The organism is Kluyvera intermedia, assembly GCF_034424175.1.
Classification (GTDB): Bacteria; Pseudomonadota; Gammaproteobacteria; order Enterobacterales; family Enterobacteriaceae; genus Kluyvera; species Kluyvera intermedia.
Map to the genome: position 1 here is coordinate 4078206 of NZ_CP139986.1, position 16916 is coordinate 4095121.

A 16916-nucleotide genomic window follows, 5' to 3' on the forward strand; every position below is an offset into this window, starting at 1 on the left:
AGGTCGGCGGCCGACGTCGCTCACCGTCCAGAGGTGAGTCAAATAGTCGGAAAAAAGGCGCGGCATGGGGTGGGTCATCAACCGGAGTTGTGATCAATTAGTGACAATAGTGTTTTTTATTGGTTTTTAATCATACGAAGAAGATTGTAGTTCGGCGGGTCGGGGAAAAAAACTTGCGATCTCAATCACATATTTCTCTGGCGCTCAGAGCTTGTCCAACCGCTTACCTTCGCACGTAACCGCTTAGCCCTCAGTTTCAACCGCTCACCCACTTACCCAACTTTACACGCGCGTCTGCTGGCAAACTTGTCGTCAGCATCACCATCAATACCTCCTCAAAACAAATTCAATAACGGCAGCTTCGGCTGAAAATTCATCCTAAATAGCCAGGTTTTACTATGGATACTAAAAAGCTATTCAAGCACATACCCTGGGTGATTCTCGGAATCATCGGTGCGTTTTGCCTTTCGGTCGTCGCCCTGCGCCGCGGTGAGCACGTCAGTGCCCTGTGGATCGTCGTGGCGTCGGTTTCTGTTTATCTGGTGGCGTATCGCTACTACAGCCTCTACATCGCCCAGAAGGTGATGAAACTTGACCCGACGCGTGCGACGCCAGCGGTCATTAATAACGACGGCCTGAACTACGTGCCGACCAACCGCTACGTGCTGTTCGGCCACCACTTCGCCGCTATCGCCGGTGCCGGTCCGCTGGTCGGCCCGGTTCTGGCCGCACAGATGGGCTACCTGCCGGGAACCCTGTGGCTGCTGGCGGGCGTGGTGCTCGCGGGTGCAGTGCAGGACTTTATGGTGCTGTTTATCTCCACGCGCCGTAACGGTTCGTCGCTGGGTGAAATGGTCAAAGAAGAGATGGGCCGTGTACCGGGTTCTATCGCCCTGTTCGGCTGCTTCCTGATTATGATTATCATCCTGGCGGTGCTGGCGTTAATCGTGGTGAAAGCGCTGGCGGAAAGCCCGTGGGGCGTGTTCACCGTCTGCTCGACCGTGCCGATTGCGCTGTTTATGGGTATCTACATGCGCTTTATCCGCCCGGGTCGCGTGGGTGAAGTGTCGATCATGGGGATTATCCTGCTGGTGGCCTCCATTTACTTCGGCGGCGTGATTGCTCACGACCCGTACTGGGGTCCGGCGCTGACCTTTAAAGACACCACCATCACCTTCGCGCTGATTGGCTACGCCTTTATCTCCGCGCTGCTGCCGGTGTGGCTGATTCTGGCCCCGCGTGACTACCTCGCCACCTTCCTGAAAATTGGCGTGATCGTCGGCCTGGCGCTGGGTATTGTTATCCTAAACCCTGATCTGAAAATGCCTGCAGTGACCCAGTACATCGACGGTACCGGCCCGCTGTGGAAAGGCGCGATGTTCCCGTTCCTGTTTATCACCATCGCGTGTGGCGCCGTCTCTGGCTTCCATGCGCTGATCTCCTCCGGTACTACACCGAAACTGCTGGCAAACGAGAACGACGCTCGCTTGATCGGTTACGGTGCAATGCTGATGGAATCCTTCGTGGCGATTATGGCGCTGGTCGCAGCTTCCATTATCGAGCCAGGTTTGTACTTCGCGATGAACACCCCGCCAGCGGGCCTTGGCATTACCATGCCAAACCTGCATGAAATGGGCGGTGAGAACGCGGCGATGATTGCGGCACAGTTGAAAGATGTCACCGTACATGCGGCAGCAACCGTCAGCTCCTGGGGCTTCGTCATTACCCCTGAGCAAATCCTACAAACGGCGAAAGATATCGGCGAACCGTCGGTTCTGAACCGCGCAGGCGGCGCACCAACGCTGGCTGTGGGTATCGCACACGTGTTCCACAAAGTCCTGCCGATGGCCGATATGGGCTTCTGGTATCACTTCGGTATTCTGTTTGAAGCGCTGTTTATCCTTACCGCACTGGACGCGGGTACCCGTGCCGGTCGCTTTATGCTGCAGGATTTGCTGGGTAACTTCGTGCCGTTCCTGAAGAAAACCGACTCTCTGGTGGCGGGTATTGTTGCTACCGCGGGTTGTGTGGGTCTTTGGGGTTACCTGCTGTATCAAGGCGTGGTCGACCCGCTGGGCGGCGTGAAGAGCCTGTGGCCGCTGTTCGGTATTTCTAACCAGATGCTGGCGGCAGTAGCGCTGGTTCTGGGTACAGTTGTGTTGATTAAGATGAAACGCTCCAAATACATCTGGGTCACCACGATTCCAGCGGTATGGCTGCTTATCTGCACCACCTGGGCGCTGGGCCTGAAATTGTTCAGCACTAACCCGCAGATGGAAGGCTTCTTCTACATGGCGGGCCAGTACAAAGAGAAGATTGCTGCCGGTGGTGAGTTGACCGCTCAGCAGGTCGCTAACATGAACCATATCGTTATCAACAACTACACCAACGCAGGCCTGAGTATTCTGTTCCTGGTGGTGGTGTACAGCATCATCTTCTACGGCTTCAAAACCTGGATGCAGGTGCGCAATAGCGATAAACGTACCGACAAAGAAACACCGTATGTGCCGGTACCGGAAGGCGGTGTGAAGACCTCTTCACACCACTAACCCGCCCAATCCGCCCTCTCCCTCCGGGAGAGGGCTGGGGTGAGGGAAAACGTGTTCCCAAGCCCGATAGAGATAACCTCTTCGGGCTTTGTCTTATCAGGATGGTCTATGTTTGGTAACTTAGGACAGGCAAAAAAATATCTCGGTCAGGCAGCGAAAATGCTGATTGGCATTCCGGATTACGATAACTACGTCCTGCATATGCAGACCAACCATCCGGATAAGCCGTACATGACCTATGAAGAGTTCTTCCGCGAACGCCAGCAGGCACGTTATGGCGGCGATGGAAAAGGCGGCATTCGCTGCTGCTAAAGGAGACAACATGACCCCGATTGCAGTTACCTTACTGACCGGTTTCCTCGGCGCGGGAAAAACCACCCTCCTGCGCCATATTCTTAACGAACAGCACGGCTTCAAAATTGCCGTGATTGAAAACGAGTTCGGCGAAGTTTCCGTTGACGATCAGCTGATTGGTGACCGAGCCACCCAGATAAAAACCCTGACCAACGGCTGCATCTGCTGCACCCGCTCTAATGAGCTCGAAGACGCACTGCTCGACCTGCTCGACAACCGTGATAACGGCACCATACACTTCGACCGCCTGGTGATTGAATGCACCGGCATGGCCGACCCCGGCCCGATCATCCAGACCTTTTTCTCCCACGAGATACTGTGTGAACGCTATCTGCTGGACGGCGTGATTGCGCTGGTTGACGCGGTACACGCCGACGACCAGATGAACCAGTTCACCATTGCCCAGTCGCAGGTGGGCTACGCCGACCGCATTCTGTTGACCAAAACCGACGTGGCTAGCGACACAGAAAAACTGCGCGAACGTCTAACACGCATCAACGCCCGCGCGCCGATTTACACGGTTATCCACGGCGATATCGACCTCTCTCAGCTATTTAACACCAACGGTTTTATGCTGGAAGAGAACGTCACCTCGAAACCTCGCTTCCACTTTATGGCCGACAAACAAAACGACGTGTCGTCCATTGTGGTCGAGCTGGGTTACCCGGTGGATATCAGCGACGTGTCTCGTGTGATGGAAAACTTACTGCTGGATTTCGCCGACAAACTGCTGCGCTACAAAGGGATGCTGTGGATTGACGGTGAGCCGAATCGCCTGCTGTTTCAGGGCGTCCAGCGACTGTATAGCGCGGATTGGGATAGGCCCTGGGGCGATGAAACGCCGCACAGCACGATGGTCTTTATTGGTTTGGCCCTGCCGGAAGAGGAAATTCGCGCGGCATTTGCCAGCCTGAAAAAATAACCCGTAGCCCGGCCAGGAAGGGGTAATTAAATGCGTAGAAATGTAAATTCTCATTTTTATTCATGACAATTGGAGTGCTTTTGGAAATTATTAGAAAGGCAATTAATTCATTGCCAACCAATATCCCCCACTCTGTTCAAGGTCCGTTTAGCCAAAAACTAAACGGACGCTAAACATCAAAACGCTAATCGTTGACGCTGGTAAAAACAAACACCAAAGCAACAAAAAAAGACCATGACGATTACATTATCAGTATTAAAAATCGACATCGGTCACATTTGCAGAAGTAAATCCCACTTGGTAAGGTGCCCTCAGATTAATTTGATAACGAGGCATACATCATGAAAAAGCTTAATATCCTTATCCTTTCCGCTCTGACCGCTGTATCTGGCTCCGCACTGGCAATGGGTGGCAGCATTGAGCAAGGCAAAAACTTCACCAACCTGAATGTTGAGATGGGTAAATCCACCTCTGGCCTGTATGCCGAAGGTAACTGGCTTAAAAATACCGACGACGGTACCCAGACCGGCGGCGTGGGCGCAGGTTATAACCTCGAAGTGGGTCCAGTGATGCTAAATGCCGGGGCAAAAGCCATCTACCTGGGGCCGAAAAAAGGCGATAACGGCGTCGCATTCCCAATCGGTGGCGGCGTTAGCGTAGCACTGACCGACAGCATTAATGTGTTTGGTGAAGGCTATGTTGCACCGAATGGTCTGAACAACAGCGTGAAGAACTACGTGGAAGCCAACGGCGGCGTAAGCTGGACGCCAATCAAACCGGTTACGCTGAAAGTGGGTTACCGCCACGTAAGCGTTGATGGCAAAGACGGTCGCCCAGGCCACACGCTGGTTGACGGCGCCTATGTCGGTGGCGGCGTGAGCTTCTAATAAGCGCCAGAAAAACAAACGCCGGTTACGTTATGTGACCGGCGTTTTTGTATGACAACCGCTATTTATGTACCACCACCAGCTTCTGGTTCACAAACTCTTTAATCCCCAGATCCGACAGCTCACGCCCGTAACCGGAACGCTTAACGCCCCCAAACGGCAGCTCGGCGGCGGTATCGGTGAGCCAGTTGATGTATACCATCCCGGTCTCAATACGCGACGCCATTTTTTTCGCTCGCTCAATATCCTGACTAAAGACCGCGCCGCCCAGCCCATAGTGGGAATCGTTCGCCAGCGCGACCGCTTCGTCGTCGTCTTTCACCACGTAAATCTGCGCTACCGGGCCAAAGAACTCCTCAAAGTACGCCGGATTATCACGGGTGATATGCGTCAGGATGGTGGGCTCGAAGAAGCTCCCGTCCCGCGAAACGGGTTTGCCGCCCAGGTGCAGCTTCGCGCCATTTTTCACGGCCTCGTTGACCTGTTTGGTCAGCGTCTCCAGCGCGTCTTTTGATGACAGCGGGCCAAGCGTGGTGCTTGCATCCAGCGGATCGCCAATCTTCACCTGTTTAAACGCCTCGGTAAATTTGCTGAGGAAAGCTTCGGCAATTTTCTCATGCAGGACAAAACGTTTTGCCGCCGTACACACCTGACCGGCATTGTTTAGTCGCGCATTTACGCCAATTTTCACCGCTTTTTCAAGATCGGCATCATCCAGCACCACGAATACATCGTTCCCACCCAGTTCCAGGGTCGATTTTTTGATGTGCTTCGCCGCTTGCGCCGCCACTACGCTACCCGCTTTTTCCGAACCGGTCAGCGCCGCACCCTGAACGCGTTTGTCAGCAATAATATTGGCTACCTGATCCTGAGAAATATACAGATTGGCCCACGCCCCTTCTGGCGCGCCTGCCTCACGAACCAGATGTGCAAAGGTCTCCGCACAGTGCGGCACAATGCTGGCATGTTTAGCGAGAACCGGGTTACCGGCTGCCAGATTCGGTGCCAGCACACGCATTAGCTGGTAATACGGGAAGTTCCACGGCTCAACGGCCATCAGCACGCCAATCGGGTGATGCTCAACCCATGCCTCGCCAAGTTCAGATTTGTACTTCACTGGCGCCAGGAATTGTTTCGCGTTATCGGCGTAATAGCGGGCGATCTGCGCGCATAGCTTAACCTCACCACGGCTTTGTTCGATAAGTTTACCCATCTCCTGACTGGCGATTTTGGCTAGCTCCTCGACGCGCGAGTCGATCAGATCGGCCAGTTTATGCAGCACCGGCAGACGCTGGTCAATATCCCCCTTGGCCCAGTCGGAGTGGTAAAGTGCATCGGCCGCCTTGAGCGCAGCTTCCACATCAGCGTCGGTGTGGCCTGGGTATTCTTTGATAAGCTGGTTAGTGGCAGGATTAACTGTCTGGTAAGCCATATTGAATCTCCTTGTTTTTACCGCTTAGGGTATTAAGGGTAGTCAAGATGACTGGGTATGGGCGTAAAGTTGGGTATATACGGAGGTTTCCGATCCTTTTCCCCCGTTGTGATAGTCAGGGGAGGACTCGACCGCCGCCCCTGTAGAACCTTAATTTAATGGTGGCTAACCACAATATCGTCCGCTGTTAACCCGGTGATTCTTAGCACACTCTCCATCGCCATGCCGTCCTCAAGCAGAGTACGGGCGATACGCAGGGCTTCAGCGTGTTCTCCTTCTATTCGCCCTTCTATTTTTCCCTCTATTCGTCCTTCTATTCGCCCTTCCACTAGCCCTTTCTCTAATCCTTCTATTCGACCTTCCCGCTTGCCTAACCGCCTGAGGATTTTCTGCAACTTCTCTCCATTCGTCATCAACGCTTCCTTATGCTGTGGGACTCGGTGCGCAACCTCCTGGATAAAACGGCCAACGTCCGACGCGCCAGGAGAGTGGAGCAAATAATTAAACAGCGAATTCAACTGGCTGTCATTAGTAAATCCCGTAAGCAAAACGGCGCTCACCTTGTCAACAATCCGCAGTAAATCACGTTGTCGGATATGTTTTTGCATTAACTCCAGCAGCGCAATTCGGCGGTGCTGCACGATCTCATCGTCCGGCATCACGGTAATGTCAACCAGAGGAAACGGCTTTGCGTACACCTCGCGCGCTAAAGTGGGTGATGTAAACTCATCCAGCCAGCACAGTGAATACGGATAAGGACTCATCTCGCCATGATAAAAAAGCATCGGTACCACCAGCGGTAGCGTTTTATGCCCCGCATCCAGATGGCGTTGCATGGCAGCAACCGCATAACGCATCAACCGAAATGCCATATGCGGGTCGGCCGTGCTCTGATGTTCAATCAGCACATAGATATAGCCTTCTCCCTCGCGGGTTTTCAGCGACCAAAGTACGTCCGAGTAGTACGCCCTCAGGTTATCTTCAATAAAACTGGTGGGTTCCAGTTTCAGCGTTTGTAGGTCACAACGTTCACATAATGCCGCAGGGAGATGAATTAACAGGAAGTCACGCGCCGTTTCCGGATGACTTAAACACCGCATCATGTGGCGTTGAGGTTGTGCGTTTCTTCATGGCGTTCCGTCACCAAATAAACTCAATGACTGGACTTTACCCGCCAGCTAAAACCGCCGCACCCTCCGGTTTTCACTCTTACGAGCCGCTACGAGAGAAGAATATGTACCACCAAAACTGATTCATTTTTGCGGAATGCTGCACGCAAAAAGAGCGACAAATCTCATGCGTCGCTCTTTTTGCAGTTCTTAACCCACTTCATCTCGACGCAGCCCGACATCTTTAAGCTGTTCATCGCTCATTCCCTGCAATACGCGACGTGTTCGCCACACAACGACCAGTTTTTTGATAAACCGCCACACCAGTACAAAGCCGATAAACGGCTGTTTTGCCCGATTCTCATGAAATTCCATACTCCACCTCCTCACCTTGCCAGAGGCTTTATCTTCACGTATTTCCCGCCCTGCAATACAGATTCAAAAAACACTTTTCTTTAACATACAGATTCGCTAAAACGGTATCTGCACACGGTTCTTGCAGCAGAACTGTACTGGTTTTTTTATCTGTATGGCGATAATTGGGGATACAGCAATGACGCGTTACCAACATCTGGCCAACCTGCTGGCCGAGCGAATTGAACAAGGCCTGTATCGCCATGGTGAGAAACTACCTTCTGTGCGCAGCCTGAGTCAGGAGCACGGCGTCAGCATCAGTACCGTGCAGCAGGCGTATCAGACACTGGAACAGCGCCAGCTGATCACCCCGCAGCCGCGTTCCGGCTACTTCGTGGCGCCGCAAAAAGCACAGCCACCGGTGCCACCGATGTCGCGCCCGGTACAGCGTCCGGTGGAGATCACCCAGTGGGATCAGGTGCTGAACATGCTCGACGCCCGCAACGACAAATCAATCATCCCCTTCGGCGGTGGTTCGCCTGACGTCACCCAGCCCAGCCTGAAACCACTGTGGCGCGAGATGAGCCGCGTTATACAACACAACATCATCGACGTGCTGAGCTACGACGAACTGGCCGGTCGCCGCGAATTGCGTGAACAGATTGCCCGCCTGATGCTCGATGGCGGATCGGTGGTCACCGCCGACGATCTGATCATCACCAGCGGCTGCCACAGCGCGCTGTCGCTGGCGTTGCTGTCGGTGTGCCAGCCCGGCGACATTATCGCCGTTGAATCCCCCACCTATTACGGCACCATGCAGCTCCTGCGCGGCTTAGGGTTAAAAGCGATTGAGATCCCAACCGATCCCAACACCGGGATCAGCGTTGAAGCCCTGGAAATGGCGCTGGATCAGTGGCCGATCAAAGGGGTGATCCTCGTACCCAACTGCAACAACCCACAGGGTTTTATCATGCCCGATGCCCGAAAGCGCGCGGTGCTAAGCCTTGCCCAGCGCTACGATATCGTGATTTTTGAGGATGATATTTACGGCGAACTCGCGACCGACTACCCACGCCCGCGCACCATTCACTCGTGGGATATCGACGGCCGGGTGATGCTGTGCAGCTCATTCACCAAGACCATCGCGCCCGGCCTGCGTATCGGCTGGATCGCCCCCGGTCGCTACTACGATCGGCTGTTACAGATGAAGTACGCCGCCAACGGCACCAACGTTCCCTCCACCCAACTGGCGGCGTCGAACTTTATTCGCGAAGGGCACTATCATCGCCACGTGCGGCGGATGCGCCAGATCTACCAGCGCAATATGGGGATTTACACCTGCTGGCTGCGCGAGTTTTTCCCGTGCGGGATTTGCGTCACTCGCCCAACCGGCGGCTATATGCTGTGGGTGGAACTGCCCGAGCAGGTGGATATGGTGTGCGTGGCGAAGCAGTTGTGTCGAATGAAGATCCAGGTGGCACCGGGATCGCTGTTTTCGGCATCAGGGAAGTATCGGAACTGCTTAAGGATCAACTGCGCGCTGCCACCGATTGAGAAGCATCGTGAGGTGATGGTGCAGTTGGGGGAGGCGGTGAAGGTGGCGATGGAGTGATCGTCATCATGGAGAAGAGGGTCTTAATATGAGATCCGTTTTTTACTGGATTACACCTGCATCCCTGCATTTGGCATGAAAGGCTAATGACTGGAAGTCAGCGGTTTTGCGACGGATGCCGAGGTGAAAGTGATGAACGACTAGCAAAGCCGCAGGAGACAGCTGTCGTGCTGTCTTTGCGGCAGGTGGGTCAGTAGTCTGCGCGATTGAGCACGTGTTATTGCCGGGTGGCGCTGCGCTTACCCGGCCTACAATTTTACGATACCTTACCCACCGCCCCTTCCCCATTTGCCGCATCCTGCGGTCGTGAAATCGTGCGGCTTTTGCTGCCATCCACCCCCACCGCAATCTCCCCTTCCACCGTTACCCGGCGCACCACGCGCGGCTGGGTGCTGTAGTCGTTCACCGCGTAGTGCTGGGTGCTGCGGTTGTCCCAAATCACCACATCGCCCTGCTGCCACTGCCAGCGCACGGTGTTGTCGAGACGGGTGATGCGGTTTTGCAACAGCTCGAATAACTGTGCGGATTCCCGCGAGCTAAAGCCCACCAGCCGTTTGACGAAGTGCCCCAGCAGCAGCGCGCGTTCGCCGCTGACCGGGTGAACGTGAACCACCGGGTGCTCGGCTTCCCACAGTGAAGAGACAAACACTTTCTGGTGATGCGCCAGGCGGTGCGTTTCGACGACAGTGCGTTCAGCACCGTAGTCATAGTCATTGCTGTGTACCGCGCGCAGGGTGTCGACGAAGCGCTTGAGCGTCTCCGGCAACTGTTCGTAGGCGCGGGCGGTGTTGGCCCACACGGTGTCGCCGCCGTATTCCGGGATGGTGACGCCACGCAGGATGGAAATTTTCGGGAAGGCGTCAACGAAGGTGACGTCGGTGTGCCACGAGTCGGCGCGGCCACCGCCTTTGGAGGCGTCGAGTTCAAACAGTTTAGTGCCTTCCGGTGCGGGAACGGTTGGGTGGGCGACGATTTTGCCGAAGCGCGCGCCGAAGGCCTGGTGTTCGGCGTCGGTGAGCTGATTTTGCTGGCGGAAGAACAGCACTTTATATTTGACCAGTGCGGCGTCGAGCTGGGCGAAGGTGTCAGCATCCAGGCTCGCGGAAAGGCGAATATCGCGGATCTCCGCGCCGATATTGCCCGCCACGCGGCGTACGTTCAGTAAAGGAAAATCGGTATCAGCAGTGTTCACAGCAGTCATGATTGCGCCCCTTTAAAATGGTCAGAAACCCGAATATAGAAATATTCCGCCGGGTGACAAAGTCGAGTTTGTGATATTGATAGCTGCCGGATGGGATTGCATTTTTCGGCATCGAGCCGCCCCGGGGGTCGGCGTAAACACCTCGCCCGGGCTACAAGTTGGTAGCCCGGCCAAGCACCGGGGTCGGTACGTTGCATCTCGCCCGGGTTACGATTGCATATTTATCGCCGCACCCCGGTAGCCCGGCCAAGCGCAGCGACGCCGGGAATGACACAGGAGTCTTTATGAGCACGGAAATCACCCTCACCCCCGCCGAACGCGAAAAGCTGCGCGATCAGCTGACCGACTACTGCACCAGACAGTTCGACCTCGAGCTGGAGCAGTTCGACGCGGAGTTCTTTATCGATTTTATTATCGACAAGCTGGGGCCGGCCTTTTATAACGCCGGGATCGATGAGGCGATTCGCACGCATTTGGCGTGGAGCGAGCGCATTCAGGAAGAGATGGATCTGAAGAAAATTCTATGAGTTCACACTACGCTATTCGTTCTTTGCGCGACCATCCCGAGCAGATGGAAGCGGTTATTGCCTATTTCCAGCAGCAGTGGGCATCGGAAGAATCCATGATGGTTTACGACGACGCGCTGCGCCGCACGCCGGGGGCGAAAAATCCGCTGCCGCAGTGGTACTGGCTGCAGGACGGCGAGCGCATCATCGGCTGCGCGGGGTTGATTACCAACGATTTTATCAGCCGCGGCGAGCTGTATCCGTGGCTGTGCGCGCTCTATATCGAGCCAGCGTATCGTCGGCAAGGGCTGGCGCAGCGATTGATCGAGCATATCGCCCAGCACACAAAACAGCTTGGCTTCACGCAACTGCATCTGTGTACCGATATGGACGGGTTTTATGAGCAAGCGGGCTTTAGCTTCAATGGGTTGGGCTATCACCCGTGGGGCGAGTCTTCACGGGTTTATAGCCGCGAGTTGAACACGTAGCCCGGACGAGGTGCGACAGCACCGACTCCGAGGAAGCTCGGTGCCTTCCCGGCGGCGCTGCGCTTGGCCGGGCTACGGGTTTATCAACACCACTTATCTTGTTGAAGCTCCAGCAACAGCAACATCATCAGCGCCTGCGCATACGGTACGGGTGCCATCGCAATATCGCAGTAATACTGAAGATCCGGCCCCACCATCGTCCCTTTCGATGCTTCCAGCACAATCCCATCGTCGATCCTGTCGCGCAATGCATGCCAGGCGCGCATCGCGTGATCGGCGACTTTCTCATCGAGGATCCCCATCCGTACGCCGCGCAGCATGCCGTAGGCGATCCCTGCGGTGGCGGAGGATTCCTGCGGCGACAGCGGGTCGTCGAGCAGCGTGTGCCACATGCCGTTGTCGGCCTGCAGTTCGCACAGAGTATTCACCTGCCGCGCCACCACCACCGAGAGATAGCGCTTCACGCTGGCATCCAGGCTGTCGCCGAGTAGGGCGATAAATTCCGGGATCGCCACGGTGATCCACGCATTGCCGCGCGCCCAGAAGGCTTCGGAGAAGTGGTGTTTGCCGACAAACGTCCAGCCGTGGTACCACAGGCCGCTCGCCGGTTCGCACAGGTAGCGGGTGTGCAGCAGGAACTGGTATGACGCTTCGTCGATCAGATCTTTGCGCTTGAGCACCACGCCCGCCGTGCCGAGGAACAGGCAGGTCATAAACAGCGTGTCGTCCCACAGGTGACCGGTGTTCGGCTGCTCTTTCACCACATGCTGAAAGCCGCCCTCTTCGGTTTTTGGCAAGGTGCGCAGCAGCGCGTCGGCCCAGTCGTTCACTACCTTCAGCAGATCGTCTCGCCCGCTGTGTCCGGCCACCAGCGCGAGGGTGATCATCGGCGCGGTGGTATTGATCTGGATTTCCGGCAGCCCTTTCGCCAGCTGATCTTCATACCAGGTGAGGATCGATTGCTGGAGGCGGGCATCATTCTGCTGACGCGCGTACTGCCAGAAGCCGTACAGGCCGACGCCAACTTCCCATTCCCACTCTTCGAAGTGGATGGCAAAACCTTCGCCGCCGCTGGTGCCGACTTCACCCATATTTTTCAGGCGGCAGAAGCCCTGCACCACCTGCTCCAGCAGGCCGTTTAATGCTGCGTTGTTCATTGCGCGTCTCCTGACACCGTGACCTGAATTTCATTGCCCACCAGCGTCGGGAACGCGGCGGTTTGGCCGTTATGCTGGCAGTTACCCTGCCCATCAAGCTGCATCAGCGCGTGCTGGTCATCCATCACCCGCGCGACATCCCCTTGATACACAATACGCAGCGCCTGAATGCGCTGGCAGAACGCGGAAAAATCACCTTCGCCCACCTCCAGCCACCACGCCACATTACGGCCTTCGGCGCGGACTTCATCGCCCAGAACGGTCAACGGCTGCGAGCAAAGCACGGCGGCAAAAGCGTTGCCCGCACGCACCGCGTAACCCTGCCTTAGCGGGTGCACTTCATCAAAGGCGTCAGGCGCAAGATGCAGATGCGTCCAGTTCAGCGGTTCGAGGCCATCAAGTTGCCATAGCATCAGCACCCGGTTCTCCACCTGCATCACGCGCGGCAGCACGCCGTTGCCCGCCCAGAAGGAGGGACGCGCTTCGCTGCCCGGTTGTACGTCGCCGGGATGGTTTACCCACAGCCGCGCATCGGGGCGGGTAGCGAACTGAATATCAACTAAATGCTGCTGATGTCCACGTTCGCCGCTATGGTGGTCGACGCAGCTGGAAAGGCTGACCGTCGGCTGTTTCCACGCCACGATATTGCCGCCGCCGCACTGGTAGTGTGCGCTGATCACGCCGTGCGTTAAGCGGGCGTAGCGCACGGATTCTGCGGGTGGCACGTAATCGCTCAGACAGAAGAACGGCAACGAGGCACACTTACGGTTAACGTGTCCACCTCCCCAGGCCACGTGACCAAAGGCGGACAGTTCACTGAGTTGGCTAGCCAGCAACTCTTTTTCATACACCCGGCCCATCGTGCCGGCTGCGATCCCGGATTGATAATGTAACGCGCTGGTGTGCATCAGGCGGTCGATCAGACGCTGGGCGCGCTGACGAATCATGGCGTTATCGGCCAGTTGGTAGAGCGCAAACAGACCGATGTAATCAACCGGATAATAGGGTGCGGAGTTCCACTCAACGAAGCCTTGCTGCTCTACGGCGTCGAACCAGGCGTGCAGACGCTGGGCCGCTATCGCCTGCTGCTCATGGCCGCGGCGGCCGGATGCGGTAAACAGCGCATCCGGGAACATCTGGCCTGCGAGATATTGTGCGGTATGGAAGCACAGCGCGTGATTCTCGCTCCAGAACCACATCACATCGTTACCCAGTTCGTCGTACCCGTAGCGATAGCCGACAATGGCCGAGCGTACGCGTTTCCACAGCACCGCAGGGAAGTGTTCGCCGTGGAAGTCATGCCAGATCCACAGTAGCGGCACCATCGAGAAGTCCGAGCAATCCTGGCGGGCGCTGATGCGTTGAAGGGTGCTGACCAGCAACTCCTGCGCCTGTGGGCCGCTTTCCCCCGCGTGCAGCATCGCCAGCAGGCGTCCGGTGCGCGGGACACCGTGTTCTGCGATATAGCAGAGCGCCTCGCGTTTGCGCGTTTCAAGCGCGCCTTCACTGCCGGGCAAAGCGCCCATAACGGTGATACTCAGATGACGACTCATGGTCACGCCACCGATGGTGGCGGTCAGTTCCATGCGGTAGTGGCCCAGACCGAGGCTTGCCGGGAGCGGGAGCACCAGGCCGTTTTTACCCGTCATCAGCATGCCAAAATCCAGCGGGCAGGTGGCGATGCCATCGTTACCAAGGCTGTTGACCGCACCGCGTAGCATCAGGTTGATATCAGCCAGACACGGCAGCGTAAGCTGCTGATGTTGGGCGACAGCGGTTGCCGGGAGTGAATCCATAAACGCCTGTAGTGCGTCAACATTGCGCTCGTTGATATCCGGTAGCGTGGTTTCCAGCGGTGTGTCGCCAAGGTAGATCATGCGGAAAGTAAAAATCGTGTCGCGTTCAAACAGTTCATCGAGGTGGACAAGCAGCGCGTTGTCGCCCGCCTGGAGCGCAATCTCAATGGACAAGGTTTGCGGCGTATTGCGGGTAAACGGCGTAAAACAGGCGGCCTGTGCGCTATTGCACCAGAGTCGCACCCCGCCGCAGGTGGCAATCTGGAACGGATAGTGGCCTGCTTTCGGCGCATGCAGCGTCACACGTAACCAGCGTTGACTGTGGGTCGCCACAGTTTGCACGCCGGAAAACGTCACGGTATCGCTCGCGCCGGTGTAGGTTACCGACGCCGCCGGTAAGGCACGCTCTGGCACCACCGTGCGTTGAGCGGCATCACGACGGAAAATACGTCGACAGAATGATTCCTGCACCGGACCTTTGCCGTTGGCGAACTGATAATCCATCGCCGCGTCCACCGCTTCACCCGTGAAAAATTCGGCAAACCGCTCGTTGTGCGCTAACGAAACCGTAAAACGCGTCAGCGCCTCGCCCGCTTCCAGCCTCATGTGACTTTCCTCAATGACCACTCTGTGTATGAGCGATATTTTCGGCAAAGGCGCAAAGGCATGCTACGCGTAAGACGGGGCAGCTTTACGGAACTGCCCGGTCATTCACACTCTTCATTCAACGGGAGGTTAAAACGTGATGATGATCACGCTGATAAATTGCAGCGCGCCCTTCGCGGCGGGAAAACTCACGTTTCCCGACCAGATCATCGTCATAAAGCGTGATGGTTATCACGCTTTAAGCTGTGCCAGTTCATGGCTTAGGCTGTCGGTGAGCATACGGACGCGGGTGGGGTCGAACAGCACATGCAGACCCGGCGAGGCCTCCGGGTGCTGGGTACAGAAACTGTCCATCTCAAAAGCGCAGCGATACAGCTCCTGAAGATTGACCTGACAAATCTCGCGCATGCTCCAGCTGTTTTCTACAAGCCTTGCAAAATGGAGGGTGAAGAAGGCTTTTTGCGCATGCCGGAACAGTAAACAGTAGAGAGAAAACCCCTGCCACTCTTCCAGCCAGCGCCGGTGCAGCGAGAAAGGAAATGCGGCGCGCTCGGCAAAGGCCAGCGCCTGTTCGCGCAGGGCTACCGCGGCCTGATAAGCGCGGTCCTTTTCTTCGGCAATCAGCGACAGGTTACGACCGGAAACCTCGACGTCGCTGGCGCTGAAAAAGATATCGCGCTCCGATCCCGGCAGCCAGTGGTTGCGGTTGAGCTGCCCGTACAGGCTCCATACCGCCTGACCGTAGCTTTCCGGCACCTGGCTGTGGCGATGGAAAACATGATCGCGCACATAGATCGCCTGATACAGCACCTGCCCAGCCTGCCCCAGCAGCGTCTGAAATTCGTCAAAGGTGGCGTCGTCGGGACGCCAGCCATAGCATTCGTCCAGCCAGTGGGTGAGCAACGTAGCAACGCTCAGGTGCTCATTCTCACGCGACAGGATCTGGCTACAGGCCACCAGGTTGCATTCGCTTAGCGTGCCAATGATCCAGTGATTGTCGACGCCTTCCCAGCTGGTTTTGCACACCGCACCGGTAATGGCGGGATTTCCCCGGCACCACAGTAAGCGCCCCTGAAGTTCATCAATACGCGGGAACGGCAGCACGCCCCAGCCCACTTCTTCGCCCACCAGATCCAACTCCACCCACACGTCACGATCTTCCACATCCACCAGCGCGGGATTATTGGGGAAGGTCGGCCAGAAGCGTTCCGGGGTGAGCTTGATGGAAACGGAGACACTTTCCGGCAATGTGCGGATAGCTTCCATCACATTACGGATATCGTGGTTGCCGGCTGGGAAGGCACGCAGCACCAGATGTTTATTTTCCTTCATCACCGCACGCGCCATGGCGTTAAAACATTGGGTGTAGCGTGACAGGCTGCGGGGGTCGATATGCGGCGAAGGATCGTCCTGCCCGGTCAACTCCCAGTTAGGGCGCGAGATGGGCAACAAGCCGTCGGTATTGGAGAGCGCCACCAGCAGCCCGCTCATGGCGGGAATTTGCTGGCACAGCAGGGTTAGTTTATCCGCCAGATACTGGCACCAGAATTCAGTGTCAAAACGAATGCTGCCGTCTTTATCAATCAACTGGGGATGCGCCGCCAGCAGGTCGGCCGGGAAGCTGAGTTCTTTGGCTTGCAGGTAGAATTTCAGCCCGTGTTTCTGGCAGTAACCCGCCAGACGGTTGAGGTAGACGCAGCGGGCGCGCTGCTGGCTGGAGAGGCGATCGTTGTACTGATGCGGCGTATAACCTTTGGGGGAAACCAGTTTGTCGAACAGATCGACCTGGCCTACCACCACGGTATTAAAATCATGGCGAGCGGCCCATTGCACCAACTCACAGGCTTTGTCCCAGTTCCAGAACTCCTGATTATTCAGTTCCAGCGCACGCGTCTTCCACATTCTTTCTCTCCCTCACGCCACCACGGCGAGCGGCTATTGTA

Annotated in this window: 13 protein-coding genes and 1 pseudogene; 7 read left to right on the top strand and 7 right to left on the bottom strand. The window is 56.3% G+C overall.

Features of this window, described 5'->3' with window-relative positions:
- The first annotated feature begins 398 nt into the window (after window positions 1-398).
- The 4 genes from btsT to U0026_RS19675 all read left to right on the top strand — a co-directional run bounded on the left by btsT (window position 399) and on the right by U0026_RS19675 (window position 4712).
- Window positions 399-2549, top strand: coding sequence for a pyruvate/proton symporter BtsT (gene btsT, locus U0026_RS19660; protein ID WP_062778606.1), 2151 nt, complete (start codon window positions 399-401; stop codon window positions 2547-2549).
- Window positions 2550-2657: 108 nt separating this feature from the next.
- Window positions 2658-2861 (top strand): YbdD/YjiX family protein, encoded by a 204-nt coding sequence (locus U0026_RS19665; RefSeq protein WP_062778604.1) that lies wholly within the window; start codon window positions 2658-2660, stop codon window positions 2859-2861.
- Between the two features lie 10 nt (window positions 2862-2871).
- The gene (gene yjiA, locus U0026_RS19670) at window positions 2872-3825 is read left to right on the top strand and encodes a GTPase (protein WP_062778602.1); all 954 of its coding nucleotides are present in this window, start codon (window positions 2872-2874) and stop codon (window positions 3823-3825) included.
- 341 nt (window positions 3826-4166) lie between these two features.
- Window positions 4167-4712: a YfaZ family outer membrane protein gene (locus tag U0026_RS19675; protein ID WP_062778601.1), complete on the top strand. Its 546-nt coding sequence runs from the start codon at window positions 4167-4169 to the stop codon at window positions 4710-4712.
- A gap of 61 nt (window positions 4713-4773) precedes the next feature.
- Here the strand turns inward: U0026_RS19675 and U0026_RS19680 are convergent, their stop codons facing one another.
- From U0026_RS19680 to U0026_RS19690, 3 genes and pseudogenes are all read right to left on the bottom strand, one after another.
- A complete protein-coding gene (locus U0026_RS19680) occupies window positions 4774-6144 on the bottom strand; it encodes an NAD-dependent succinate-semialdehyde dehydrogenase (RefSeq protein ID WP_062778599.1) in 1371 nt (456 codons plus the stop codon).
- A gap of 155 nt (window positions 6145-6299) precedes the next feature.
- Window positions 6300-7275, bottom strand: a pseudogene (locus U0026_RS19685) (Rpn family recombination-promoting nuclease/putative transposase).
- Between the two features lie 188 nt (window positions 7276-7463).
- A complete protein-coding gene (locus U0026_RS19690; RefSeq protein ID WP_073971217.1) occupies window positions 7464-7628 on the bottom strand; it encodes a DUF1127 domain-containing protein in 165 nt (54 codons plus the stop codon).
- A 178-nt stretch (window positions 7629-7806) separates the two neighbouring features.
- Here U0026_RS19690 and U0026_RS19695 point away from each other — a divergent pair, with 178 nt between their 5' ends.
- Complete coding sequence (locus U0026_RS19695; protein ID WP_062778597.1) at window positions 7807-9219, top strand: aminotransferase-like domain-containing protein; 1413 nt, start codon at window positions 7807-7809, stop codon at window positions 9217-9219.
- A 256-nt stretch (window positions 9220-9475) separates the two neighbouring features.
- On the opposite strand, the gene U0026_RS19700 is transcribed toward U0026_RS19695, so the two are convergent.
- The gene (locus U0026_RS19700; protein WP_062778595.1) at window positions 9476-10420 is read right to left on the bottom strand and encodes a TauD/TfdA dioxygenase family protein; all 945 of its coding nucleotides are present in this window, start codon (window positions 10418-10420) and stop codon (window positions 9476-9478) included.
- A 284-nt stretch (window positions 10421-10704) separates the two neighbouring features.
- Here U0026_RS19700 and U0026_RS19705 point away from each other — a divergent pair, with 284 nt between their 5' ends.
- Together U0026_RS19705 and U0026_RS19710 are read left to right on the top strand one after the other, a co-directional pair.
- Window positions 10705-10947, top strand: a complete 243-nt coding sequence (locus U0026_RS19705) for a DUF2164 domain-containing protein (RefSeq protein WP_062778593.1) — start codon at window positions 10705-10707, stop codon at window positions 10945-10947.
- On the top strand, window positions 10944-11414 hold the full coding sequence (locus tag U0026_RS19710) for a GNAT family N-acetyltransferase (RefSeq protein WP_062778591.1): 471 nt from the start codon (window positions 10944-10946) through the stop codon (window positions 11412-11414). The genes U0026_RS19705 and U0026_RS19710 overlap by 4 nt, the downstream gene beginning before the upstream one ends.
- An 83-nt stretch (window positions 11415-11497) precedes the next feature.
- On the opposite strand, the gene bglB is transcribed toward U0026_RS19710, so the two are convergent.
- From bglB to U0026_RS19725, 3 genes are all read right to left on the bottom strand, one after another.
- Window positions 11498-12571 (bottom strand): beta-galactosidase BglB, encoded by a 1074-nt coding sequence (gene bglB, locus U0026_RS19715; protein ID WP_062778589.1) that lies wholly within the window; start codon window positions 12569-12571, stop codon window positions 11498-11500.
- Complete coding sequence (locus tag U0026_RS19720) at window positions 12568-14973, bottom strand: PA14 domain-containing protein (RefSeq protein ID WP_062778587.1); 2406 nt, start codon at window positions 14971-14973, stop codon at window positions 12568-12570. Before U0026_RS19720 ends, bglB begins: the two co-directional genes overlap by 4 nt.
- A 231-nt stretch (window positions 14974-15204) precedes the next feature.
- Window positions 15205-16875 (bottom strand): hypothetical protein, encoded by a 1671-nt coding sequence (locus tag U0026_RS19725; RefSeq protein ID WP_062778583.1) that lies wholly within the window; start codon window positions 16873-16875, stop codon window positions 15205-15207.
- Between the last annotated feature and the right edge of the window lie 41 nt (window positions 16876-16916).